Source organism: Schleiferilactobacillus harbinensis DSM 16991, from assembly GCF_000425885.1.
GTDB lineage: Bacteria > Bacillota > Bacilli > Lactobacillales > Lactobacillaceae > Schleiferilactobacillus > Schleiferilactobacillus harbinensis.
Window position 1 is genome coordinate 225,817 of sequence record NZ_AUEH01000001.1, and the last position, 25,016, is coordinate 250,832.

The 25,016-nt window shown below is 53.8% G+C and carries 26 protein-coding genes; 5 read left to right on the top strand and 21 right to left on the bottom strand.

Features of this window, described 5'->3' with window-relative positions:
- Positions 1-18 precede the first annotated feature (18 nt).
- Together H627_RS0101085 and H627_RS16425 are read right to left on the bottom strand one after the other, a co-directional pair.
- On the bottom strand, positions 19-768 hold the full coding sequence (locus H627_RS0101085; protein WP_027827426.1) for a DUF6681 family protein: 750 nt from the start codon (positions 766-768) through the stop codon (positions 19-21).
- Positions 769-786: 18 nt separating this feature from the next.
- Complete coding sequence (locus H627_RS16425; RefSeq protein ID WP_051225059.1) at positions 787-1,296, bottom strand: hypothetical protein; 510 nt, start codon at positions 1,294-1,296, stop codon at positions 787-789.
- 113 nt (positions 1,297-1,409) lie between these two features.
- Between H627_RS16425 and H627_RS0101095 the strand changes: the two genes are divergently transcribed.
- A complete protein-coding gene (locus tag H627_RS0101095) occupies positions 1,410-1,910 on the top strand; it encodes an NUDIX hydrolase (RefSeq protein WP_027827427.1) in 501 nt (166 codons plus the stop codon).
- A 293-nt stretch (positions 1,911-2,203) separates the two neighbouring features.
- On the opposite strand, the gene H627_RS19905 is transcribed toward H627_RS0101095, so the two are convergent.
- The 8 genes from H627_RS19905 to H627_RS0101135 all read right to left on the bottom strand — a co-directional run bounded on the left by H627_RS19905 (position 2,204) and on the right by H627_RS0101135 (position 7,733).
- Positions 2,204-2,629: a hypothetical protein gene (locus H627_RS19905; protein ID WP_155827881.1), complete on the bottom strand. Its 426-nt coding sequence runs from the start codon at positions 2,627-2,629 to the stop codon at positions 2,204-2,206.
- A 52-nt stretch (positions 2,630-2,681) separates the two neighbouring features.
- A complete protein-coding gene (locus H627_RS0101105) occupies positions 2,682-3,020 on the bottom strand; it encodes an inorganic diphosphatase (protein WP_035439609.1) in 339 nt (112 codons plus the stop codon).
- A 47-nt stretch (positions 3,021-3,067) separates the two neighbouring features.
- Complete coding sequence (locus H627_RS0101110) at positions 3,068-3,343, bottom strand: hypothetical protein (protein ID WP_051225060.1); 276 nt, start codon at positions 3,341-3,343, stop codon at positions 3,068-3,070.
- 85 nt (positions 3,344-3,428) lie between these two features.
- Positions 3,429-4,466, bottom strand: coding sequence for a zinc ribbon domain-containing protein (locus H627_RS0101115; RefSeq protein ID WP_027827430.1), 1,038 nt, complete (start codon positions 4,464-4,466; stop codon positions 3,429-3,431).
- 92 nt (positions 4,467-4,558) lie between these two features.
- Positions 4,559-5,368, bottom strand: coding sequence for a Cof-type HAD-IIB family hydrolase (locus H627_RS0101120; protein ID WP_027827431.1), 810 nt, complete (start codon positions 5,366-5,368; stop codon positions 4,559-4,561).
- A 151-nt stretch (positions 5,369-5,519) separates the two neighbouring features.
- Complete coding sequence (locus H627_RS16435; protein ID WP_051225072.1) at positions 5,520-6,218, bottom strand: deoxynucleoside kinase; 699 nt, start codon at positions 6,216-6,218, stop codon at positions 5,520-5,522.
- A 102-nt stretch (positions 6,219-6,320) separates the two neighbouring features.
- The gene (locus tag H627_RS0101130; RefSeq protein ID WP_027827432.1) at positions 6,321-7,166 is read right to left on the bottom strand and encodes an aldo/keto reductase; all 846 of its coding nucleotides are present in this window, start codon (positions 7,164-7,166) and stop codon (positions 6,321-6,323) included.
- A 9-nt stretch (positions 7,167-7,175) separates the two neighbouring features.
- Complete coding sequence (locus H627_RS0101135) at positions 7,176-7,733, bottom strand: NUDIX hydrolase (protein WP_027827433.1); 558 nt, start codon at positions 7,731-7,733, stop codon at positions 7,176-7,178.
- A 161-nt stretch (positions 7,734-7,894) separates the two neighbouring features.
- On the opposite strand from H627_RS0101135, the gene H627_RS0101140 reads away from it, so the two are divergent.
- A complete protein-coding gene (locus H627_RS0101140) occupies positions 7,895-9,373 on the top strand; it encodes an alpha-amylase (protein WP_027827434.1) in 1,479 nt (492 codons plus the stop codon).
- Between the two features lie 46 nt (positions 9,374-9,419).
- Here H627_RS0101140 and H627_RS0101145 read toward each other — a convergent pair whose 3' ends face one another.
- The 7 genes from H627_RS0101145 to H627_RS18965 all read right to left on the bottom strand — a co-directional run bounded on the left by H627_RS0101145 (position 9,420) and on the right by H627_RS18965 (position 19,342).
- Complete coding sequence (locus tag H627_RS0101145) at positions 9,420-10,844, bottom strand: MFS transporter (RefSeq protein ID WP_051225073.1); 1,425 nt, start codon at positions 10,842-10,844, stop codon at positions 9,420-9,422.
- 141 nt (positions 10,845-10,985) lie between these two features.
- Positions 10,986-12,758, bottom strand: a complete 1,773-nt coding sequence (locus tag H627_RS0101150; protein ID WP_027827436.1) for a hypothetical protein — start codon at positions 12,756-12,758, stop codon at positions 10,986-10,988.
- Between the two features lie 36 nt (positions 12,759-12,794).
- The gene (locus tag H627_RS0101155; protein WP_027827437.1) at positions 12,795-14,570 is read right to left on the bottom strand and encodes a hypothetical protein; all 1,776 of its coding nucleotides are present in this window, start codon (positions 14,568-14,570) and stop codon (positions 12,795-12,797) included.
- 6 nt (positions 14,571-14,576) lie between these two features.
- Entirely contained in the window at positions 14,577-15,350 is a 774-nt protein-coding gene (locus H627_RS0101160) for an ABC transporter ATP-binding protein (protein ID WP_027827438.1), read from the bottom strand.
- A gap of 152 nt (positions 15,351-15,502) precedes the next feature.
- Positions 15,503-16,372 (bottom strand): DegV family protein, encoded by an 870-nt coding sequence (gene fakB, locus H627_RS0101165; RefSeq protein ID WP_027827439.1) that lies wholly within the window; start codon positions 16,370-16,372, stop codon positions 15,503-15,505.
- Positions 16,373-16,399: 27 nt separating this feature from the next.
- Positions 16,400-17,701: an alkaline phosphatase family protein gene (locus tag H627_RS0101170; protein WP_035439611.1), complete on the bottom strand. Its 1,302-nt coding sequence runs from the start codon at positions 17,699-17,701 to the stop codon at positions 16,400-16,402.
- 84 nt (positions 17,702-17,785) lie between these two features.
- On the bottom strand, positions 17,786-19,342 hold the full coding sequence (locus tag H627_RS18965) for a serine hydrolase domain-containing protein (RefSeq protein WP_051225061.1): 1,557 nt from the start codon (positions 19,340-19,342) through the stop codon (positions 17,786-17,788).
- 202 nt (positions 19,343-19,544) lie between these two features.
- Between H627_RS18965 and H627_RS18970 the strand changes: the two genes are divergently transcribed.
- Both H627_RS18970 and H627_RS0101185 read left to right on the top strand, forming a co-directional pair.
- Positions 19,545-20,330, top strand: a complete 786-nt coding sequence (locus tag H627_RS18970) for an ABC transporter ATP-binding protein (protein WP_226999248.1) — start codon at positions 19,545-19,547, stop codon at positions 20,328-20,330.
- Positions 20,320-21,048: a hypothetical protein gene (locus tag H627_RS0101185; RefSeq protein WP_027827441.1), complete on the top strand. Its 729-nt coding sequence runs from the start codon at positions 20,320-20,322 to the stop codon at positions 21,046-21,048. Before H627_RS18970 ends, H627_RS0101185 begins: the two co-directional genes overlap by 11 nt.
- Before the next feature lie 45 nt (positions 21,049-21,093).
- Here H627_RS0101185 and H627_RS0101190 read toward each other — a convergent pair whose 3' ends face one another.
- The 3 genes from H627_RS0101190 to H627_RS16450 all read right to left on the bottom strand — a co-directional run bounded on the left by H627_RS0101190 (position 21,094) and on the right by H627_RS16450 (position 22,671).
- Entirely contained in the window at positions 21,094-21,387 is a 294-nt protein-coding gene (locus H627_RS0101190; protein WP_027827442.1) for a hypothetical protein, read from the bottom strand.
- Between the two features lie 136 nt (positions 21,388-21,523).
- Positions 21,524-21,811: a hypothetical protein gene (locus tag H627_RS0101195; RefSeq protein WP_027827443.1), complete on the bottom strand. Its 288-nt coding sequence runs from the start codon at positions 21,809-21,811 to the stop codon at positions 21,524-21,526.
- A gap of 149 nt (positions 21,812-21,960) precedes the next feature.
- On the bottom strand, positions 21,961-22,671 hold the full coding sequence (locus tag H627_RS16450; protein ID WP_051225063.1) for a YoaK family protein: 711 nt from the start codon (positions 22,669-22,671) through the stop codon (positions 21,961-21,963).
- A 166-nt stretch (positions 22,672-22,837) separates the two neighbouring features.
- Here H627_RS16450 and H627_RS0101205 point away from each other — a divergent pair, with 166 nt between their 5' ends.
- Entirely contained in the window at positions 22,838-24,553 is a 1,716-nt protein-coding gene (locus H627_RS0101205) for an NFACT RNA binding domain-containing protein (protein ID WP_027827444.1), read from the top strand.
- A gap of 68 nt (positions 24,554-24,621) precedes the next feature.
- Here H627_RS0101205 and H627_RS0101210 read toward each other — a convergent pair whose 3' ends face one another.
- The gene (locus H627_RS0101210) at positions 24,622-24,939 is read right to left on the bottom strand and encodes a hypothetical protein (protein WP_027827445.1); all 318 of its coding nucleotides are present in this window, start codon (positions 24,937-24,939) and stop codon (positions 24,622-24,624) included.
- Between the last annotated feature and the right edge of the window lie 77 nt (positions 24,940-25,016).

Consider the following 25,016-nt stretch of genomic DNA (forward strand, 5'->3'; position numbering starts at 1 on the left):
TCTTATTTTTTGTGCCGGCTAGTGCTTGCGTTTTTCCCGGCTCATGGTCTTGGGCTTAGGCTGGTAAGCGACGGACACAATCAATTCCGGCAAATCTACCTGATCCGGATGGTCTTTCTTAGCTTCGGGAATTGCCAACTCAGCCAGGGCAAAATCATATTGGTCTGCCAGATCATTGACGTTACCAAAACCAACGCGATCGATTTTACCGATGGGCTGGGCCGTCAGCTGATTGGTCCCAGCGATGACCTGCAACTCCCCGGTGGGCGTGTAGCTCAGGGTGAAGTAGGGGAGTGACCGATGACCAGCGGCGTTGATGGGCAGCTGCGGCAAGACATTATCTTGCCCCAGGGTGGTCATTAGCTGCTGGAAGAAGGCCTGTTCATCCGGCGTGGCCGAAATGTGGGCGGGCAAGGTCTCATTGGGATCAAAGAGGCCATTGCCCAGGACGGCTGTGTTGTGCCGCCGCTCAGCGGTTTGTTCTTCGCTGGGTAAAAGCTTGGCAATCTTGGGCGAGATGTCGAATTTTGCCGTTTTCTTGGTGAAATAGTACATGAAGTTCAAGTAAATGAAATACAAGAACACCAAGACCAGCGCCAAATAGATGGCGCCGCGGGCATACAGCCCGTTACGGAAAGCGAGGAAAGTAATATAGGCTAAGTAACCATCGCCAAGAAAGGCGGCAATGGTCCAAGCCATGTTCAGCGGTTTGTTGTTGATGTTGAAGTAGCCTAAAATGTGGGAAACTGTGTCGAGCAGAGTAAGCATGGATGTATGCCTCCTTCCTTATTTATTCTGGTCAGTGCCGCCGGTATTGTTCTGGGTATCGGTTGTCGTCTTGCTGCTGGAACTGGCTTTGTTGGTGTTAGTGCCGCCGGTGGTCGTGCCGTTATTCGTGTCTGTGTCAGTGTTGCCGCTATTACTGGTCGCACCATTGTTAGTGGTGGTATCACCGCTGGTGTCATCCGACGTATCAGTATCATTACTGGACGATGACGCCGAAGAACTGGAATTGTTGCTGGCCGATGTATCACTGCTGGAACTTGCCGAGTTATCGCTGGCGCTGCTGCTTTCATCCGCCGAAGAACTGGAACTGGCTGGGGCAGGGCGGGAGCTGGTACTCGCGCTGCTCGTGCTGGCTGAAATGCTGCTTGAACTCTTCTTTTGTTTTTGTTCTTGACGAATCCGGATGCTGGCCGGACTATAGGTATCAACCACCACGTTTGTGGCGGCCACGAGCAAGATCAGCGATACAATAGCGGCCGGTCGTACAATCGGGGGGATGCGTTTATCCATAAAAAGGTGTCACCTCATGTCTATTTACAAAAATGCTTTCATTACCTAGAATACAGCGAAACGGCGTTTTTGGCTATTAAAGTTACGCTAAAGTTGAAAGGATCAGATATGTTATGTCAACTAAATTTCATCAAGCCTTTGGAGTATACGGTATACTTTCAGAAAATGGAAAACTGGCGGTCATTAAGAAAACCGGCGGCCCATACATCAACCGCTATGACTTGCCCGGTGGGACACCTGAAGACGGTGAAGAAATGGCCCATACCGTTGTTCGAGAAATCCAGGAAGAGACCGGTTTAACTGTCACCAAAGCCCATCAATTGGGCATTACAGGTTTCCGGTATCCCTGGCAATATGAGCACTGGCAGCTGAATCAGCATCGCTGTGTGTTTTATTGGATCGATACCTGGACCGGTCAGTTGGCTGATCAGGCAGCTCAATTTACTGGTCAGGATGCTTTAGGTGCTGTGTGGCTGCCGTTGGCTGAAATTAGTCTGACGACATGTTCGCCGTTGGTGGTCAAGGCCGCTGAAACAGTTCGTCAACATGGTCAATTTGATCCCACGGAACAAACTTTTACCGACTGGACCGTGCTAACGAAGCCTGTGTATTGATCAGCCGCTGAGCGGATTCAGCTGACAGTTATCCGTTGATTGTTGTCAGCTTGCACTAGAATCGCTGTGTCAGCACCAGTTAATTAATCTTGTAAGCCTGATGTGGGACATGCATGACAGCTGCTGGATTACTGGCAAATCAATGATCTGCGCCGATAATGCTCAAATTCGCTCTTTTTGATAACTTCGTATAATATACATTATGTTAACTCAATCCGTAAAATCAAGATCCGGTGAGTACTCCCCCGCCCGGATCTTGGTGTGTTGTTGCGCATTTTTACTGGTTCAGTATGTTACGCGGTCCAATGCCGGCGAAAATCAGCCCCAGAAAATTTTGGCTGCTCCGCTGCTGGCAGCGTCGCCACATATTTCGTGTAGGCATCCATGATCAGTTGGCTGATCGTTTGCCCAGAGTTGCCAGCTTTTAAGGCCTGAAAAATTAAGTCGCTCAAATCTTCGCTGAAATCAGAATGCTTGTTCGTCCAAGCCTGAACCGTCTTAGCCAACTTCAACGGTTTTTTACGGTGCTTCTTGGGCTTTTGTTTATAGCCAAAAGCCGCATATGCCTTTGGTGCGGTTTTATAACCGTATCCCTGGGCATCATCCACGACTTCACCGGTTTCGGTGTTCACGATGCGCCAGCGGGTTTCTTCCCACTGGCGATAATCATCGCTTTGCGTGACGGTAAACGGTTTGGCAGAAAATTCGTGCATGGGCATCACTCATCGCTCCCTGATCATCAGTTTTGCGGTACACCCATACATTACGCAATTAATGCGATTGCAGCAGCCAAATATCATCGTCGAAGTACTGTTCTTGAAATTGGGTCGCTTGGCGCACTTCTGCGGCAGTGACCAGCCGAAATTTCGGCGCGACGACCCATTTGTCTTCGTTGTCGTCTTTGCGGTGAATGATAGCCACCACATAGCCGTCTACGGTATCCGCCGGCTGATCAACATCCAGCACATAGGCATCCTGGGGATCACCATCCCCGCCCACGACGCCGTCAACATACCCGTAGTTTAACGGATAAACAATGTTGGCGTGCTCTGGATGGGTACTGCCGAGTTTACGATCTACTTTTACTTGGACATGAAGTCCAATAATCATTGGCGCTGCGATAATCAGTCATTCCTTTACTTTTACTTTTGAATTAGTTACTGGTCTCCGGTCTTCAGCCAGAGTGCTCCGGCGCCCACAGCAGCCAGCGCGCCCACAGCGATGATGCCGGCCAGAGCGAATTTGAAAATAGCGAAACCGCCCACGGCAAACAGCAGAATACTGATAATTGGATGCCGTAGGATCATGCCGAACAGCTTAATAATCAAGAAAACGATCAACACGATGGCGACCAATGCCCCAATGGCAATCGCTCCACCGATGGAATGCTCTTTAGCGACGATTGGTGCCGCCAAGGTAAGAACTGGTGTCATAAAAACCACCCTGCCTTTCTGTTATTTGAGTGTAACGGAAAGATTAGGTGGTCGGCAAGCGGCTTAGGACCGATACTGCTGAATCTTAATCATCGTCGGCCGCATTGGCCACTTGGGTCGGTTTGCTGATGTCCTGAATCAGCCAGCGGTTATTTTGATGTACCAGCGTCGCGGTATAGTCGTACGTCCGCACTCGGGCATCGGTATCATCGTCTTCGTCGGGGCCAAACGCTGCGGTGAAGGCTAAGGTAACCGCGCCCTTGGTGTCGATTTGCGCACCGTTGGTTTGGACGTCGAGATTCAATTCGCCCACGTGCTGTTGGCCAATGTATTCCTTCGCCTGCTGCAGAACAGTCTGGTAAGCCTTGTTCTGTTCACCGTTAACGAAGATCACGTCCAGCTGCTGATTATTTTGGGTCAAATCACCATTGCTGACGTCTTCGATTTCATCAAAGGCATCTTCGATCAGGTTATCAGCCTCTTTCGTCGTTGGCAGCGCCGTGGCGGTCGTGCCGCTCCCGCTAGCTGGCCGTTGGTTGGCTTGGAATGTTAAATTCAGTTCTGGATCATCCGAGTTAACATAATCTTTCACCACGGTGCGGCCAGCGCCTTGAGTGTCCTTGGCGGTAAAGGTGTAGCGCCCGGGCAGCAGCGGCCCGATTCGCTGACCCCGAACCGTTCCCTGGACTGTCGTCAATAACCGGCCGTTGACTCGAACTTGGGTCGTTGTCCCATTCGTGGTCAGCCGCGGGTGAACCGCTTCGAGCTTGAAGCCGTAACGGGGATAAACCAGCCAGCGGCGGCCGATCCGGTCGAATTCCACCAGATCCAGTACATCGTCGCCATCCCCCCGCCGAGCCTCGTGGGCCAGGCGGTTCAATTGATCCGGGTGCGTCTGGAAATAGGTCAGCAGCGGTTTGATATTCCGCGTGGTTAAAGGCATGGCATTATCGTCCACGGTCAAATACGGCAGCACCTTGGCCGCATTATTGCTGCGCAGTGCGCTGATAGCGCTGTCCAGCTGCCGTGTTCGACTGCCGTTGACCGCATACCCGCCAACGCCTAAAACGATCAGCACGACAACAACGATGCCGACTAACCAGCCAATTGTTTTCTTTCGCATGCGCGTTCCCCCTCGGTATTGTGTACTTTCCTGGACCGTCTGCTTTTATTAAAATGATAGCACATTCACGCGGGAAACCGAAAAAGCGGCTGCTAACCCCGCCGCTGAGCGGCCAGGACTTGTTTGATCACTTGCAGGACCCCATAGTCATCGTTGGTGCCCGTGACGTAATCCGCGTACTGATAAATACCGGGGTTGGCGTTGCCGACCCGGTAGCTGTATTTCACCGTTTGCAGCATCTCCACGTCGTTGAAGGAGTCGCCAAAGGCCATCATTTGGTTTGCCTTGATCCCCAGCTCTTTGCCTAACATACGCATGCCCCGGCCCTTGTCGACGCCGAAGTTCATGATGTCGATCCAATCGTTGTCGCTGACCGCTACGGAGTAGCGATTGCCGAAAGCCGGACCGAAGACGTCCTTGTACTGCTTCTCACTGTCCAAATTAGGGAAGTAAATAGTAAACTTGTTGGCTTCCACATCCAAATGGCGGATATCGTCCACCAATTTAACATTGGCATAGAAAGTCTTGTACACCGGTACAAACCGCGCGTCTTCTTTCGGAATATACGCGGCATCCAGACCGCACACGATGGGCCGGCCATCGGTATCGTCCAGCACATAGCCGACCATTTCCTGGTATTCCTTAACCGGGATCAGCGATTTGTAGATATTTTGGCCGTGGAGATAAATCGACCCGCCGTTATCGCAGATAAAGGCCATTTTCCCTTTGCTGGCCGCAAAAAGCTTGCGCAGCGTATAGATGGGCCGACCGCTGGCAATGGCGAAGAGGATGCCGGCATCGGTCAGACGGTCGATATAAGATCCCATTTGCGGCGGCAGCTGCCCCTTTTCTGTCAATAATGTATGGTCCATGTCCGTGGCAATCAGCCGTATATCCTGCATGATGAACTCCCTTTCGTAATGTCTTTATCTGTCATGGTACCGATTACTCCCCTGGATTGCTAGTCCAAGGTGCGTAAGAGGACAAGTTTTATCCGTTGAAACAGAAAAAACGACTCTGCCTCTTCAGCAAAGTCGTTTCCTGCCAGCCTGCCTAAGCCGTGGCGTTCATGTCGCCTCGGACTGCATGCAGTTTGCTGGTGATCTGCTCCATCACCGCCGCCCGATCAGCGGGATTGCTGACAAAATCATAGCGATCACCGTCGATCTGCATCTTCGGACTCTTGTCGTAGTTGGCATACCAGGTTTGGTAATACTGAATCAGCGTCTGGTAATAGTCCGTCAGGGACGGATCGGTCGTAATCTGTTCATACGGCCGCCCACGCTTGGTGATTCGCTCTACCATCGTTTCGTAGCTGACGTGAATGTCGATGAGCAGATCCGGGGCCTTCTTAGGCAGACCCTTGAGTTCTTCCATCATATTATTTAAGAGATCCTTGTAGATCAGGTACTCTTCCTCAGTGGCGTTGCCGTTGTCCGTATTCATCTTCATGAAAATAGCGTCTTCATAGATTGACCGATCCAAGACATTGTTGTCGTCGGTCAAGGCTGCCTTGATCGAATGGAAGCGCGTATTCAGGAAGTAGATCTGCAGCAAAAACGCATAGGGATTGCGGGCCTCCAAATCACCTGCCGCCCGTTTCTCTTCGGCGATTTTATTACCTTTGTAAAACAACGGCAGTACGGGATTATTATCCACACTCTCATAGAACGGTTGCGTACCCAATCGATCGGCGACGATCTGGGTCAACGAACTCTTCCCGCTGCCGATCACACCAGCCATAACTAACACTGTCACTGATTTCCCCTCTCTGCTCCGTAACGAACTTGCGCGGATGACCCGCGCGAACTTGTTCCAGTATACTGGCCGGCCAGAATCGGTGCAAGCAATTTGTCACAGAACGTCCAGTGCTTCCGGTTGCGTTGGTCCGGGGAAAGCGTGATCCAGCGCGGCCAGATCCTGTTTCGTCAGTGTGATTTTTGCCGCAGCAATATTTGTCGCCACATGATCCGGATTCGTGGATTCTGGGATGGCAATGGTTTGCCCATCCCGGATCGCCCAAGCCAGCATGATTTGGAACGGTGTTGCCCCGTGAGCCTTGGCCACCGCTCGCAAGGTCTCCTTACCGGTAATCTTTTGCCGTGTCTGCCAATCATGGGCCAGAGGCGAATAGGCAATCAGCCGCACACCATGCTGCCGCTGCCAGGGCAGCAGGTCATATTCAATCCCCCGACTACCCAGGTGATACAAATCTTCGTTATACTGGACTTCAGATCCGCCGGGTACCCGGAACAATTCCTGCATGGCGGCGGCATCGAAGTTTGACACCCCATATTGTTTGATCAGCCCTTGGCGTTGCAAATCTTGCAAAGTCTTGATCGTCTCAGCAAGGGGTACCTGACCGGGCCAATGGAGCAAGTAGAGATCTAAGTAATCAGTATTCAGCCGGCGCAGCGAGCCTTCCAGTGCTCTGGGCAGGTCGCGGGCCGAAGCATGCCACGGATAGAATTTCGAGATGAGAAAGACCTTGTCCCGGTCCACACCAGCCATCCCCCGGCCAACGACCGTTTCGGACGCCCCATCACCGTACATCTCCGCGGTGTCCAGAACGTTAACCCCGTGATCCAGAGCAAAGCGTACGGTTTGAGCGTTATGGTCCGCCGCCTCCGGGTCATCGCCGATGTGCCAGGATCCCAGACCGATGGGAAATAATGGTGGCGTAAACTTGGCATCTTGCATGTCACAACCTCATTTCTGAATAAAGCTTAAGTAATAAGTGACCGCCGCCACCGCCTGGCCGGCATGGATCGTACCGTTCTTGACGGCTTCGACGATATCGGCAAAAGGCACCAGCTTGGAGTTCACGAATTCATCGTGGTCAAAGTGCTGCTGACCGCGTTCGGCGGGGTCAATAATGCCCCAGGCCAACGTATTGGTCTCACTGCTGAAGCCCTCGCTGGTACTGACCTGAGTCATCGCTTGGGGTTGGGTCAGCGTATAGCCGGTCTCTTCCTTGGTCTCCCGCACGGCTGCTTGCAGCGGCGTTTCACCCGGATCAAGCAGCCCCGCCGGCAAGGAGTAACTTTCCGCGTTGATCCCGGCCCGGTACTCCACATTCAGCAAAGCCTGCTGCCGGTCTGGGGTCGGGGCCAGAATGACCACCGCCGGAATATGGGTCACGACGTCCCGTTCCACCGTCAATCCGTCCGGTGTCTGAATCTGCCTCTGGCTGACGGAGAAAATACGGCCCTTAAATACAGACTTTTCACTGAGAATCTTGCCCTGATTGGTTAATTGCGGTAACACGCCACCACACCCTTTTCTGAAAAATACACCTAAACATTAGTTTACCACGGATTGGCCACCGCCATCGCCCGAAAAAAGTCGCCCGCCGACCCCGCAAGCGGGTACAATAGAGGTAACTGCCAGACGCTCGCGCCTGGCATATTCTAGGAAGGAGTTTTGTCATGGCAGAAACAATTCTGCAGGCGTTCGAATGGTATTTGCCCAACGATGGTAAGCACTGGCAGCGTCTCGCCCACCAGGCAAAACAGATCAAAGCCATGGGCTTCACCGCTGTGTGGCTGCCCCCCGCCTCTAAATGTGCCGCCGGCATCGACGACGTGGGTTATGGCACCTACGACTTGTATGACCTCGGCGAATTTGATCAAAAAGGAACGGTGCGCACTAAATACGGTACGAAAGACGAGTATTTGGCCGCCATCAAAGCCCTCCACGAAGCCGGTTTGAAAGTCATTCCCGACATCGTGGTGGATCACTTCATGGGTGCCGACGAGGCAGAAAATGTCAAGGCTAAGAGCTATTCCTTTGACGACCGGTTGAAGCCCACCGGCGACACTCAGGAAATCAAAGCCTGGACCAAGTTCACCTTCCCCGGCCGGCACGGCAAGTACAACGATTACGTGTGGACCTGGAAGAACTTCACCGGCATCGACTACGATGGCCGCAGCAAGAATCACGCCATCTATAAGTTCCACACCAAAGAGTGGGAACCTAAGGTGGATTCCGAAAACGGCAACTATGACTATTTAATGGGTTGCGACTTGGATGTGAGCAATCCCGAAACTAAGGAACAGTTGGACAAATGGGGTAAATGGTTCCAGGAACAGACCCAGGCGGACGGTTATCGGCTGGATGCGGTCAAGCATATCAAGTTCGATGCCTTCGTTGATTGGCTGCTCCACCGCCGGGCCGAACACGACAACCATCTTTTCGTGGTCGGCGAATACTGGTCCGACGATATCAACGCCCTGAATAATTACTTGGACAACTCCGGCAATATCATCAGCCTGTTTGATGTGCCCCTGCACTTCAATTTGTACGAAGCCGCCACCACCATGGGCAAGTACGATATGCGCCATATCTTTGACCATACCTTAGTCAAAGACCGGCCGGACTTCGCCGTCACCTTCGTGGACAACCATGACACCCAAGTCGGCCAGAGCTTGGAGTCTTGGGTTGACGGCTGGTTCAAGCTCCACGCCTATGCGCTGATTCTGCTGCGCAGTGCTGGTATCCCCACTGTCTTCTGGGGCGACCTGTTTGGTATCCCGGCGAAGGATACCGCGCCGGTGGGCCAAGGGTTAGTCCGGATGCTGAAGATTCGCGAGTACCTCGCCTATGGCCGCATGGTGGACTACTTAGACGACCCGAACATCATTGGCTGGACGCGGACTGGCGATTTTGACCACGACCTGTCCGGTTACGCGGTGATCATGACCAACCAGCAAGGCGGTGAAAAGAAAATGACTGTCTCCGCCGTCCATGCCGGCCAAACTTTCGTGGACATGCTGGGCAACAATGACGCCAAGGTCAAGTTGGACGAAAACGGCGTCGGCACCTTCCCAGTGAGTGACGGCCAAGTGTCTGTCTACGTGAACGAAGACGTTGTCGCTGGTCTGGAAGCCGAAGAGCAAATGAATTAAGCACATTAAAAATAAGGACTGTCCCCCACCGGGATAGCCCTTATTTTTAATGCGCCTGATTTTGATCAATAACGGTATGCAATGGATCCCGCCAGTTGATCCACCAGACCACAGCCAGCATGATCACGACGACCCAGAAGACGCCGTGCAGACTGGTCAGAATCACCTGATCCATCGCCAGCGTGGGCCGGACCCGGCTGCCCTTGGCGCTGATCACCCCATTGATTTGGGCAAAGGGAATATTCCCGCGGGTGAACCGGATCACCAGATTCAATACCGCGCCGTACACCCCAGTCATCACCGTCTGGCCCAGCGACCGGCCGAGGGTGAGCACACTTGTTGCTGACCCGACCATCGCGGCCGGCACCATATGCTGACTGAGGATCGTATTCATCGAAATGACGATGCCCATGCCGGTGCCGTTGATCATGGCAATGACGTAGAACACCCACATCGGAAAATGCAGCCCGGCGAGCGTTAGACTGGCATAACTCAGCAGCAAGACGGTGATGATCACCAGGCTGATCCGTTTCGGCACAAACCGCGCGATCAGCGGTCCGACAAAGAAAGACGACGTCAGCCACATCACGGAACTGGAAGTAACGACGAAGCCCGCCTCCGTCGCGCCGATCCGGTACAGGGATTGCAGCCAGATGGGGAAATACACTTGATAACCGATCAAAACCCCGCTGAGGATCATGGCCGTGGCGATTTGAATGGCAAACGTCCGGTTAGCAAACATGGTCGGCGCAATCAGCGGATCACGCTGGCGCTTTTCTGTACGCCCGAAGAATACTAGGCTGACGGCCGCGATGACCAGCAGGAGACCGGCCAGCCAAGGGGCCCGCAGCAGGAATTGGATTCCCAGCAGTAAAGTGACCAAACCGCTGGTGAGCCAGAGGATGCCAGGCCAGTCGATGGTCAGCTGAACCGAGGCCGGCCGCTTCTCCCGATAGCCGACTTGAATCAAGAATGCCACCAGAATGCCCAGCGGTACATTGACGAAGAATACCCAGTGCCAGGACAGCGTATCGACTAGAAAACCGCCGATCAGCGGCCCTACCAAAGCCGACAGCCCCCAGGCGGTGTTATTCAGCGCCAGGACCTTAGCCCGTTCGCTGAAGTCATAGTAATCGGCAATGATTGTGAACGTCAGCGGCATCACTGCCCCCGCGCCGATGCCCTGGATTCCCCGGGCGGCAATCAGCCAACTGATACTGGGGGCCAGACCGGATAGAAAGGACCCGACCGTGAAGACCACCACGCCCCACTGGAAGATCCGCCGCCGGCCCCAGGCATCCGCCAGCTTGCCGTAAATCGGGGTCGTGATCGCCGTCGTCAGCAGATACGCACTCATGATCCAGCTCTGCATCGCCAGACCATGCAAGGCACTGATGATCGACGGCAAGGCGGTAGTGACGATGGTCACTTCCACACTGGTCATGAAGGTGGCAATAAAGACGGCGGTCATGACGATCCCCCGCCGGGCGGGTTTAACTTGCTTCTGGGACACAACACATCACGCTTTCTAAAAAATATGACTGGGGTCTATTATACGCCAACGCAAAAAGCCGCCGACAGTCAGTCAGCGGCTTGATCAACACGGGATCGATTAATTAAAATCTGCTTCACCCGGCAAGATGAAGTTAGCGTCTTTGAAACTGCGGCCCAATACCACCCAGCCGCCAGCCAGAATCACTGTCCCCACGATGAGCACCGCCCACCAGGGCACGAAGGCGCCGAGCAGACCGGCGGCCAAGGCAATGATAAAGTCCAGCAGCGAGGCGGCCCATGTCGCCCCGGTATTCACTTGGCCGGTTTGGAAAACTTGGCTATACGGCGCTGTGCCGGACATAAACATCCCGTTGAGCAGGGTCATGAGCAACCCGACTCCGAGGGCCAGAATCGTATTGCTCAATACATGCAGCGGCGGTAAAAAGATTAAGGTGATCAGACCTAAAACGAGAATCAACGGGACCGCCAAGCGTAGATACACGGTCCGGATGGCTTCCCGATAAAGCACCGATTTGTCAAAACGCGGCAGCGTCGCAAAGATCTTCATCGCTTCTGGATGCTGACTGAAGCGCAGGAAGTACACGGCGACGGGCAGTTCAGCGATGGCATAGACTTGCAAGAAACTCCACGTCCAGCTGCCCTGCAGCGTGGTCCAGAAATTGCGGTGGGTGCCGTCGGCCAGACCAAAAGGAATCAGCGCCAGCGGGATCATAATTACCAAACCACTGGCCAGTTGCGGATAGACTCGCATCTTGTAATCGGCGTTAGCCTGCATCATGCGCCAGCTCAGGGTGAAAAAGGTCCGCTGATCGCGGCTCCGTGGCACTAACTGGCGTACCAGCCGGAAGAACCACCCGGTGTGGGCTGGTTCGATACTTTCTTCATTGAGTTTGCTCAGGTTCGTGGTGAGCCGGCGCATCGCTGGGCCATAGGCGAAAAGACTGAGTATGAAGGCCGCCAGCATGAGCCCAGTCAGGATGCCGCCAGGGTTCGCCTGGCCGCTGGCCAACCACCCATTGGGACCAGCGAACCAGAATGGGTAAACGATGGCCATGTACCAGTGGAACCCGCTCGCCTTCACGACCGCCGCTACGGCTCCGCGGCTGCTGAGCTGCGTAATGATATTGACTACTTGGGGCAGGGCCACCGAAATGATCAGGATGGCGATCTGGATCATACTCAAGATGTTCTTCAATCGCTCACCGTGAAAGAACCGCAGTATCACGGCATAGATGCCGATGGACAGGACATAATTGACCACCAGCAAAACGAGCGCGCTGACTAAGAATAGGATCCCGCCGAGCACCCCGAGTGAGTAAAACGAACCGACAATCGGAATTGCCATCAGAGCAGCAAACAGGGACAGGACGTACACCAGAATATGCGCGGTCTGCGCTGCAGACCTAGTCCTTTCGCCCACGCCGCGGGTGTCCAAGATCGCCACATCCCGGACATCCAGCAGGCTGCCGGAGAAAGCTTGAACCAGGACGGTCATGTACATCGTAGAATAATAGAGCAAAGCCGCCCCCAAAATCAGCACTGGATTGCCTGGCATAGCGACTATCACTGCCGTCAGTAATAGACTCACCAACGCGTAGATCCATAAGCCGCGAAGAAACGCATTCTTTCCCGCCCGCCGGCGGCCATTGGTCAGCGTCGTCATAAAGTTGGGGTCCACCGCGTCCATGTACAGTTTGTAACCCAGAATCAGCCGAAATTGCGGATAATTGATACCCAACCGGATCAGCAGTCCGCGGAAACGGTCAAAAACTTGCAGCCAGCGGGAATGAATGAACAGATCCGCTGGGGTGTCTGGCAGCGGCGTATTGCCGCCGGCAGGATCCGGCTTTCTCTTGAACAGATTCATCATCGTTGTCACCCCGCTTGAGATTTCTTTCTAGGAAGACTATTCGAAATCGGTTTCTCCCGGTAAGGTGAAGTGCACATTGTTGTAGCTGTGGTTCAGGATGAACCAGCTGCCGACGAGGATAATGACGCCAGCAATCAAGGTGAGCCACCACGGCAGGAATACAATGGCGAAACCGCCAACCGTAGCGACGACCATGGCAATCAGCACTCCGCCAAGAGTGGCCCCAGAGTTCACTTGCCCGGCTTGAAAGACGGTACTGTAAGGGGCTGTGCCCTGCATCAAAGCACCGTTAATAATCGTAATCAGCAAACCTAACCCCAGACCGACCAGAATGTTGGCCAGCACTTTCCACGGCGGCAAAAAGAACAGCGTGAGCAACCCCACGATAATAATGAGCGGCGCCGCCAACCGGACGAAGACTGTGCGCACGGCCTCCCGATACAAGACGCTTTTATTGAACGCCGGGATGGTCGCAAACAATTTCATCGCGGATGGATTTTTGCTGAAGCGCAGGAAGTATATCGCCGTCACGATGCCGATGGTACAAAACAAGGGCGCCACGCTCCAAACAAAGTTGTTCTGGATAACCGACAGGATGTCAGCTTGCTTGCCCGAGTTGCTGATGGTCGGGACCAATACGACGATGATCATGACAATGCCAATGGCCATCTGCGGGTATACCCGCATCTTATAATCCCCATCCGCCTGCATCATCCGCCAACTGAGGGTAAAGAACGTGCGCTGATCCTTATCCTGGGGGACAAGCCGGCGCATCGCGCGGAAGAAGATGCCGGAATGCACTGGTTCTTCCCCGCTCTCGCTAAGCTTGCTCAAGTTGTTCGTCAAGCGCCGCATGGCGGGAGCGTAAACAAAGTAGCTGATAATCATTGCCGCGAGCATCAAAATCGTCAGAATACCACCCGCGTTGAATTGTTGTGTTTGCAGCCAGGCATTCGGCCCAGTGAACCAGAATGGATAAATCAAGGCCATGAACCAGGCAAACTGCATGGGCCGATTCATACTCAGGCCGCCATGGGCAGACAACTGAGTCATGATATTCGGCAACTGATACATGAAGACGGACAGAACAATGATGATGATCTGAATCATGCTGAGAATGTTCTTCAACCGTTCACCCCGGAAGAAGTGCAGGACAACAGCATACAGGCCAATCGACACCACATAGTTCACCAGCATGAGCACGACAGAACTGACTAAGAAAATCACCCCGTCAGGAATACCCATGAAGAAGAATGAGGAGACGATGGGGACGGTCATCATCGCGATAAATAGGGACAGCACATAAACCAAAATATGTGCTGTCTGCGCGGCCGAGCGTGTTTTTTCACTCACGCCCCGGGTTTCTAATATCCCCACATCGCGTACGTCCAACAGGCTGCCAGAGAAGGCTTGGACGAGGACAGTCATGTACATGAACGTATAAAACAACATCGCAGTGCCCAGACCCACCACTGGGTTCTTAGGGAATTGGCCGATAAACATGATTAGGATCAAACTGACTAGTGCGTAGACCCACAATCCACGAAAGAACGCATTTTTCCCCGCCCGCCGGCGGCCATTATCCAAAGTGCTCATGAAACTAGGATCAACGGCGTCCATATACAGTTTGTACCCAACAATCAACCGAAACTGCGGATAATCCACCCCCACTCGGGTCAAGAATCCTTTGAACAAGTCAAAAAACTTCAACCACCGAGAATTACTCAGCAATTCATCCGGCGTATCCGGTGCCGGTTCATTCGGCGTACTGCCGTCATCCAACTCGTTTTTCTTCTTAAATAGATTCATCATTGTCCGTCACCCCGCTTCAATGACGTTCACGAAGTCCGCCGCCTTCTGTCCGTGTTCGGAGAAGCCGGTGAGTTCATTGAACAGTTCCTGCAAGGTCTGGTCCTTTTCGGCGTTCAATTCAGCGAAGGTCCCGTTGGCGATGACCTTGCCATCGTTCAGCAATAGAATCCGATCGGACACTTTCTGCACAACATCCAGAATATGGGAAGAATAGAAAATGGTCTTCCCTGAATCCCGCAATCGTTGAAGGACTTCTTCAATGATCAAGACTGAATTGGCATCCAGGCCATTCAACGGTTCATCCCAGAATAACAAGTCCGGATTATGCAGCAGACTGGCGATGATCAAGACCATTTGGCGCATCCCCTTGGAAAAGCCGCTGATCCGGGCATCAATAGAACTCTTCATCCCGACGATCGTCAATAATTCACTGGCCTTCGCTTCCGCGTCGGCCTGGGGCATACCGTACAGTTGGCCAACAAAACCGAGGTACTCTTTAGCTGTGAGCACGTCAAAAACATCGGCGCTTTCTGGCACATACCCGATGCGTTTCTTATAGTCGGTGTCCCCGGGATGGATCTCTTGGCCAAAGACGGAAATTGTCCCCCGGTCCACTTTAGTCAGACCTAATATCATCTTCACCGTGGTACTCTTGCCGGCACCGTTGGGACCAATATAGCCGACGATCGTCCCGGGGTCGACGGAGAACGACAGGCCAGTGAGAATTGGGGTTACTTCATAGGATTTATAAACATCAGATAATTCAATAATTGCTGCCATGCTGACACACCCGCTTTCTATCGGCAGGATAGCATACCGCGTGGGAAAATTAAAGAAAAATGAACAATTATTGTATATCGCAGAGAATGAATAAACCGCCAGTGCCGGTGGGATGCGGGATTGGCGGTTGGTATGGTTATCTTACAAAAATGTTAGTTGGTGACTTTCAAAACATCTGCCATCCAGGCGATGGCAATGGCCTTTTCGCCCAAGTGGGTGCCGATCACCGGCCCGAATTCATTCAGCTCGAAGGCGACCCTAGGGAAGCGCGGCTCCAGATCCGCCAACCAGCGTTTGCCCTCTTCCGGGTCGTTGGCGTGGATCACCAGACAGCGGACAGGATAGTCCACATCGGCGATGCGTTCGCTGAAGATCGTTTCGGCTCGCTTATAAGCCTTTTTGATCGAGCGGACTTTTTCAAAGGCGACGATCTTATCCTCATCATTGAACGTCAGCAGCGGCTTGATCTTCAGCATCCCGCCGATGAAGGCCGAGGCGTTGGACAGCCGGCCGCCACGGACCAGATTTTGCAGGTCGTTGACGATGAAAACTTCATCCATAGTCGCGCGCAGCTTGTCCAAGCTGGCCAAAATCTCGTCCAGAGACTTGCCCGCGGCGGCTAAGCGGGCGGCGGCGATGACCAGGTAGCCCATCAGCTTGACCGTGATGTGGGAATCGTAAGGCACCAGCCGGACATTAGTGAGCGTCGGCGCCAGACCGACCAAGGTGTTATAGAAGCCAGAGATCGTACTGGCCAAATGAATGGAAAGAATCGTGTCATAGCCTTCATTGGCTAAGTTTTCATACAGTTTAGTCACTTCGCCCAGCGGTGGTTGGGACGTGCTGGGGAAAGACTGACTGGTCCGCATTTTAGCATAGAAAGTGGGCGAATCAATCGTCACGCCTTCGTCGTACACTTGTCCATCCAAAATGACGGGAATAGGAACGACTGAGATATGGTAGCGCGCCACCTCTTCATCAGTTAAATATGCGGTACTATCGGTTACGATGGCGATGCGCATCCGGTACCCTGCCTTTCTAATCACTCATTACTTATCAAACGCGTCTAGCAATGCGTCCCCATCCGTGGGATAGGGATAACGCAGCCCCAAAACGTGGGCAAAAGTGGGGCCTTCATCCACCAGCTTGGCGCTGGGAATCGTGAAGCCGGACTTGATGCCGGGACCGTTAAGGATCAGGGTCGTGGCGTAATCGTCCTTGAACGGCGAATAGCCATGAACAGCCCGGTAGCGCTCCGGCTGGCCGATGTCGTTGGGGTCCACGTCTTCAGTGATCGCGCCGTTGGCGTCGTCAATGAAGTAGAAGCCGCGTTTGGCTTCGACGAGAAAAGCGCAGCCGGGATCGGCCCCGAAATCGGCTGCAGCCCCGGCAGAATAGACGTGCTCAATGCCCGGGACCGGTGCGATCAAGTCGGCAATCTCTTTGTCCAGCTGGGCATTGCGGTCGCGGACATAAACGTAGGTGGACCCGTCCGCCGACTTGGCCAAAACCCGCCAGTCCTTGGCAATCATGCCCTCCGGCGTCGCCCGCTGCCAGCCCTTAGCTCGGAACAGCGCGTTAAGCCGGATCATCGTATGCACGTCGATCTGGTAATGATCGCCAAGAACAGCAAAAGTGGTGTTGGCGTACGTGTGAGTGTCCTTGGTTGCTTGAATGATCCGACCCAGTCGCGTATCTAGCCGCTTGCGGGCAGCCAGGGCTTCCCGGGACAATACCCCATGGGCGTGGCGCTGGGAGTCCATGTCCACCAGGTGGATCATGGTCAGATCCGGCTGCTTGCGGACGATGGTGTCCACCGCGGAGGCGGTGACGAAGTCATCCAGCTGGGGCTGGTGAATGCCGTCCCGCAACTTCCCATATTTTGCATTCAACCGCAGGATAAACAGCGGCGAACTGGCCCACAGGGAAATCAGCACCTGGTTGGTCCAGATTCGATTAGGGAAAATCTCGGCGATATTGTAGTCGATCCCGCTGCGGGCCGTGACGGGCCACAAAAAGGCCGCCGTCGTCATCCCCGCTTCATGGGCCAGCTGATACAGCGGTGTGGCGTGGACGTCCTTGCGGTACCAATACCAGTCCGGCGACAGCCGCTCTGGCTGGATCTTAGTATTATTCACGATACCGTGCGTGCGCGGATACATGCCGGTAATGATGCTGGTATGGGACGGATAGGTCAATGTCGGGTAAATGCCTCGGACATTTTGCACATGCGTCCCGCTCGCAATCAGTGCCCGCAAATTGGGCAGATCTTGTAACGCCTCAGGCTTAAGATCATCAGCACCCATCGCATCCAGGGACACCACGACCAGTTTTTGTTTACGATTCCCCACGAAAATCACCTCGGAGGATATTATAGCATATGTTAAAAGAGCGCCGGTCATGCATGATGACCGGCGCTCAATAGACATTCCGGTTTAACGCAAACCGGCGTTGTTGACGAACTGCCAATACCATTCGCCCCGGCTGGCGGCATTATCAATGTCGAAGTCCCGGTTGTCGATATAGACCACCGCGGTGTTGCCGTCCCGGCTCATTAAGAAAATAGTCTCCTGGGAGGCTTTGACCCCATGGGAATAATAATGATCAGCGTCATTGTACAGGCCGCCGCGGTAAGTGCCGTCGGTCGCCGTCCACAGGTCGGATAAGGCTTGCTGGCTGATGATTTTGCCCTGAGTAATGGCTTGTTCCAGCTTATACAGGGCGAAAGAGGTCATATAAATGTTGCCGGTGCCCAGTTCGCTGTGCATGTCGGCCAAGGTCTCGTCATCCGTGCGGTCATAGCCGGTTTCGGTGACGTAGCTGACGGTGTGGTTGGGCTGGTTGGCCATATCCCAAGCAAAGCCTGCTTGGTCGGCTCCAAGACCCAGCGGCTTGAAGAGCCGGTCTTGGACCAGCTGCTCGTAGCTTTGGCCGGTGACCTGTTCCAAGATACCCGTCAGCAGCCAGTAGTTTACCCCCTGGTAATTGGAGACGCCGTGCTGGCTGGGATCGTATTGCATGAGTGAAATCGCCCGCTGCACAACCTGAGCGTCGGTCAAAACATCAGTCGGCACATCGTCAGTCATGGTCAGTCCAGAACGCATATCCAACAGATCACGGATCGTAATGTTGTATGAAGCGGGGACGTCAGGCAAGTATTGATTGATGTTATCCGTGTAACTGAGCTGACCGTCACCAACCGCTTGGGCGATCAGCACTCCGGTCAAGGACTTCTCCACTGAGGCAATCTGGTATAGGGATTGCACGGTATTCGCCCGGGCAGCGGCTGCATCAGCCATACCATAGGCGCCGTGGAAAATCACCTGTCCGTTGCGCACCAGCAGTAAAGTCCCATTGAACTGCTCGCTCATTAACCGATTATACAGCTGATCATTGGCACTCTGGTTTAACAGATCCACACTGGCCGTTCCATTTTGCTGGGCGTAGCTCTGGTCCACTGCAACGGCCTTGGCGTTCACCCACTGGTTGCCGCCCAAGTTGTACCAGTGCTGGCCATCGCTGGTGGTGGCGATGGAAAATGCCTGCCAGCGCGACCCTTGATTCAGCCAGCGGCCAGCGTAACTGCCCTGCAAACCGATCCACAGGGGTTCGTTATTTTTAAGTTGAACGGTGCCTTTGAAAGATTGCGTACTCGTCTGCGGCAGGGCACCCACATCGGCCCCATCTACCCATTGGTTATTGGCCACTTCGTACCACGTGGTACCGGCTGCTTCGGCCTTGTTCCAAGTCTTCCAGGACGTCCCCACGGCCAGCGTGCGGCCGGTACTTTGCTTAGCGGCGCCAAAGCCGGTGTATAAAATAGCGGGTTTGTTGATCCCGATGACATCATTGGCCGGCAACGGCGTGATCGTCCCTGCCGCTGTCGTGATGGTCGCCGCGTGGACTGGCCGGTTTTGACCCGCTATTGGGGCAATCGCCAGTAAGGCCAGGAGTGACAGTGTCATAACGCGCATCGTTTTCTTTTTCATCATCAGTTTGTAATCTCCTCACGGGCATTATCCTACCGCATTTGCGACCGTTTGTGCACGTCAAAAATGTTCAAGATTGGTTACAAACCGATGACAGGCTGAAACAAAGCGTGAGTTGGGTTAGAAAAATAGTTCAACTGCGGCGTGAAAACAGGTATCATCAAAGACACAAGCACCGCGAAAGAAGCTGATGTGATTGACTACTGTGCTGACTGTTTCCCATATTGCCCACCAATTCAACCGTCGGCCGCTGTTGCAGGATGTGTCTTTTACCATCCAGGCCGGCGAGGCCGTGATGCTCACCGGGGCCAACGGCTCGGGCAAATCCACGCTGCTGCGGATCATGGCCGGGTTGTTGCGGCCGCGCAACGGGACGGTGACGTTTGCGCCAGATCTGCTCTGGCAATGGTGTCCGGATAGCTTGTCCCGAGAAGCCTTGCCGACCCGGACTTTTCTGACCGAGTGCGGTCAGATTGGCGGCCTGCCCGCCGCGGACCGGCAGACCCAAATCACCGCGCTGGCGGCAGAGTTTGCTTTGACCCCCTATTTGGCGACCCCCTTGCGCAATTTGTCCAAGGGGAATCGGCAAAAGGCAGCGGTGATTCAAGCGCTGCTGGGCAACCCCGGGCTGATTCTGATGGATGAACCGTTGTCCGGGATCGACAAAGATGCCCGGCCGAAGATCATCACCTATTTGCAGCGGTTCCGCCAAGCCGGCGGCGCCCTGGTGGTGATCGCCCATGAACCCGCGGTGATTCAGCAGCTGGGTACCACAGTGTACCGGTTGGCGGAGGGCCAATTACGACCAGAAAATGGGCCGACTACTCAGCCCACCTACGTGATTCGGTTCGCCCCAACCGACCAAGCACAACCCCTGCCAGCGGATTGGGCGCCGGATCAGCTGCGGGTGCCCGCCGCCAACCATGACCAAGTGCTGGCGACGCTGATTCAGCGCGGTTACACGATCCAGGAGGTGCACCATGAAAATTAAAGGCATGCTGCTGTTCTACGTGCATCGGTACTTACATAGTATTTATCTGATCCTGCCCTTGCTGTTGTGGTTTATTTTCCTGACCACGAATTATGCCATCGCCCCCCAGTACTTTGCTTCGGCCATCGGGGCCAATGCACTGGTCCTGGTACTTTTGATGACCTGGGTGGCTTACGCCGTGAACAGCATTATCAGCGACACCGCCCTGAGTATTGCTGTGGTCCAAGCCCGCTCCTGGTGGACGACCTATTGGGTCAAATGGCTCTTTTTTGCGCTGGTGGCGGGCCTGTTCAGCCTAATCGGCATTATTTTCCCGCTGGTCCGTTGGCTCGCCCCGGGCACCCCATTTTTCTTTGAACGCTTGACGGGTCAGCATTTCCTGGCCGCTTTTCTGCTCATGTGGACCATTTCAATGCCCGGAATGGCCATTGGTAATTTCTTCAATCGGCACGTGGTGGCGAATCGGTATTTTGCCGTCCTGCTGACGATTCTGGTGCTGATCTGCGGCTATATTACCCCTACCCTGGCGGCGGACTATGCGTGGTGGCACTGGGTGAGCTGGCTGCTGCCGCCGACCGGCGAGGCGCTGACGGTGTTGAATCAGTTTGCGTCCCTGAGCAACGGGCAAGCGCTGTTGTGGGCGGGCATTCAGTTGTTGTATGCCGGCGTGGTGGCGGGGGTTTCTTATGCGTGGCAGCAACGGCGGAAAATGGCATAAAAAAAGAATGGGCAGCCAGCTGTCCATTCCTGAAATAACACGTTATTACTTTTCTTCTCTGGGTCGAACGCGGATGCGCATTTGTAGCAATGTCATGGACGTTGCTACGCCCATACCAACGACAACGACCAATCCCCAGGGTACCGGATTGAGATACGCTCGCACGCCAATAACGATCCAGTACAGCAAAAAAGCAACCAGAGCAACCCACCAAACGGGCCCGCGCATGACGCGCCGGACAATTGGTGCCCAAAACGAGATTAGATTGAGCAATATGAAAAATACGGCGACAAAATTGAACACTGCAATTTCTTGCATGGTTTCAGGGTTGATTGACATGCACAGCCACCTCTTTCTTTTGCGGCTATTATACGCCACCATACTGCAAAAGTATGTCGCCATTTTGTAGATCTGGTAGAAACACTTATTGAAGTAGCGACGACATGCCCACACTCTGTAGCATGGAACAACACAATTACTTTGCTTGTCTTGGTCGACCGAGGAAACGTATGGTAAACATGGAAAAGAATGCAGTCATGCCCATGCCTGCGACTTGTACCAGCCCTGACGGCACCGGATTGAGATACACTCGGACACCAGTGACCAGCCAGTATAGCAGAAATACAGCGAGGACGACCCACCAAACCGGTCCGCGCAGGATCCGCTGGACATTTTTTGCCCAAAGCGCGATCACTATGAGGATCATGATCAACACAACAACACCATTGAACACCACGATTTCTTGCATCGTTGCGGGGTTCATTGACAAACACCTCTCCTATAGAAACATATGGTGAGCATTGACAGGATCCAGCCACCTCTATTATACCGCCTCACGATGAATGCGCGTACATCATATGCATCCGCGCTACGATTAAGAAGTATACAATTGTAGAACGGTGTTGATCACCCCTAATGATTTCGGTCTAAGTAAATTTCCGCACTCAAGCTCAACCGTAATTGAACCGTGGAAAATATTACCAGAATCCCCGCCACGACCCAGATCGATCGTGTCGTTAACCACCGGCCGGCGAGACTGGAGACGAGGGCACCGGCGACGAAACAGAGGACCAATCCGCCATAATGGCCAAACTTTTCCCCGGCGGCGCGATTTCTCGTGGCCAGCGTGCTGTACAGATTGTTCATCGCCTTTTGCAAATTACCGGTACTGAACATATTCGCATAGCCCAGCCCATTCATTGACCGGAAGGCGGTCATTTGCAGGGCGGTGGTGAAGGCAATGGCACTGGTAATCAATATTGCTGGGGTCCGAGTAGGCAGAAAACCCACCGCAACAAAAATAACAATTTCCACCAGAATAACGCCTAGCCGCCAGAAGTTGCGACCAGTCCCGTTCAAATGATGCTCGACCCAATGGGTGCTGAGAATGCCGCAGCAAAACAACCCCACCGGCACTATTTTCTGCAACGCCGCAGTAAATTGCCCGTTCATGATACTGATCGCAAACAGCACCAGATTGCCCGTTTGGGTACTGGCAAAGACTCCGCCGTGTTGGGTAAAGGTGTAAGCATCGAGAAAACCGCCAATGGCGGTCATGAGACACGCGGTCGCAAAACGATCCCCCAGCGCGTAGACTGGCTTGCCGGCTGTTTCCTTTTCCATAACGACTCCTTTTAGTTTCTGAAACCAATGCAATACAGTGAAAACAGTATCTAGCGTAGCATATCCGCGCGGACCGGAACAGTTGGGACCCTTGTCGCGTCAGACCGTCATCTATATAATAGTAAGTTGACGACGCTTTACTGAACGAATAGAAAGCAGGTGAACCATGTCCTTTGACGGCATCTTCACCCGGGGAATGGTCAACGAACTCAATCGGACCATTGTCCCTGGCAAAATTACCAAGATTCAACAACCCTATGACAACGAAATCGTCCTGACGATTCGGGCGAATCGGAAGAACCATCCGCTGCTGCTGTCGGCGCATCCGACCTATGCGCGGATTCAAGTGACCGATATTCCCTACGTCAATCCCGATGTCCCGACAAAGTTTGCCATGACCCTGCGCAAATATCTGGACGGCGGCGTGGTGACAGGCATCAGTCAGGTTGAAAGCGACCGGCAGGTGCATATCCATTTCCGTTCCCGTAACGAGCTGGGTGATACCCAAGAATTATTACTCATCGTGGAGCTGATGGGTCGGCACTCGAACATCATGCTGGTGGAAAAAGACGGCGGTAAGATCCTTGATCTGATCCGCCATGTGTCGCCGGAGCAGAACCGATATCGGCTGCTCATGCCCCGCGCCACTTATGTTGCTCCGCCCCACGAAGATCGGCGGGACCCGCTGGCCGCGCAGGCGGACCTCAGCGGGCTGACGCGGGATCTGGACCGTAAGACCCTGCAAAGCACGTTTCAAGGTCTGGGCGCAGACACAGCGAGTGAATTAGTCGCGCGTTTAAAGGACAAACCCGCCGACCAGTGGGACTTTATCTGGTCCAATTTCTTTGCCCCGATCACCAATGATCAGCCGATGCCGACCATCGCGGAAACGGACCAGGGCAAAACCATTTTCACCCCCTTCGCCTACTCCTTAACGACCAAACCGGTGGCGCAGGCCGCGTCCCTGTCCGCCCTGCTGGATGATTATTATCGGGATAAAGCCCAGCGCGATCGGGTGCACGGCATGGCCAGCGACTTGCTGCGGGTGGTGAACAACACGCTGAACAAGGAAAAGACCAAGCTGGGCAAGCAGGAAAAGGAATTGGCGGCGACCGAAAAAGCCGATACGTATCGGGTAAAAGGCGAAGTGCTGACGACCTATCTGCATGAGGTGAAACGCGGGATGACAGAAATCACCCTGCCCAACTTCTATGCGGATAACGCCCCGCTGAAGATCAGTTTGTCGAATCAGCTCACCCCGTCCCGCAATGCCCAGAAGTATTTCACCCGGTACCAGAAGCTGAAGAACGCCGTCCAGTTCTTGAATACCCAAATCAAGCTGGCCAAGGAAGAAATCGACTATTTGGAGAACATCTTGAGCGAGATCCAATTAGCCGATCCAGGCGACCTCGGCGACATCAAGACGGAGCTGACCCAGCAGGGCTACTTACGGGAGAAGAAGGTCCGCGGGCGGAAAAAGGCCAAGCGCACGCCGCTGGGCAAACCGGAGAAGTTCTACGCTAGTGACGGCACTCAAATCCTAGTGGGAAAAAATAATTTGCAGAATGATCAGCTGACGCTGCACAAGGCGGCGAAGACCGATCACTGGCTGCACGTGAAGAACATCCCGGGCTCCCACGTGATCGTCCGCTCAGCCGACCCCAGCGATCAGACCTTGACGGAAGCGGCTGAAATCGCGGCTTATTATTCCAAGGCCCGCGGGTCCGCCAACGTGCCGGTGGATACCGTTGAGGTGAAGAAAATCCATAAGCCCAATGGTGCTAAACCGGGTTTCGTGATTTATGAAGGCCAGCAAACGCTGTACGTCAGGCCGAAGGAAAGCGACGTCCTGGCGCGGCGAAAGAAGCCGGAAACTGTTTAGAATGAAAAAAGCCTTATCCACCGTGATCATCAGCGATGACCATCGTCGGATAAAGCTTTTTTTATGCCTCATGAGACCTTCTTTTTCCGTGCGGGTTCGTCCAACCCGTTGGGCAGTTCGATTTTCGCGGCCCGCACCAACACATAGACCAGCAGCAGGACGCTGACCACGATTTCTGCCAAGTCAAGGTACGTGATCCAATTTTGATTCACCACGACCAGCCCATTATCCAACGCTGCAAACAGTGCATACCATTGCAGCACCGTATAGCCCAGCGTCAGCGCCGCCATGGCGGTCGAAAAGAGATACCGCCGGACCCGCCGATCCCGCCAGAGACAAAACGCCGTCAGACCAAAGAAGAAAACTGACAAGTAACCAGGAAACATTGTCCGCCCCACCCTTCCGCGTGTTCTTACTCATGACCATAGCGGAGGATGCGCAGTGCCGTCAAGTATGCCAGCCC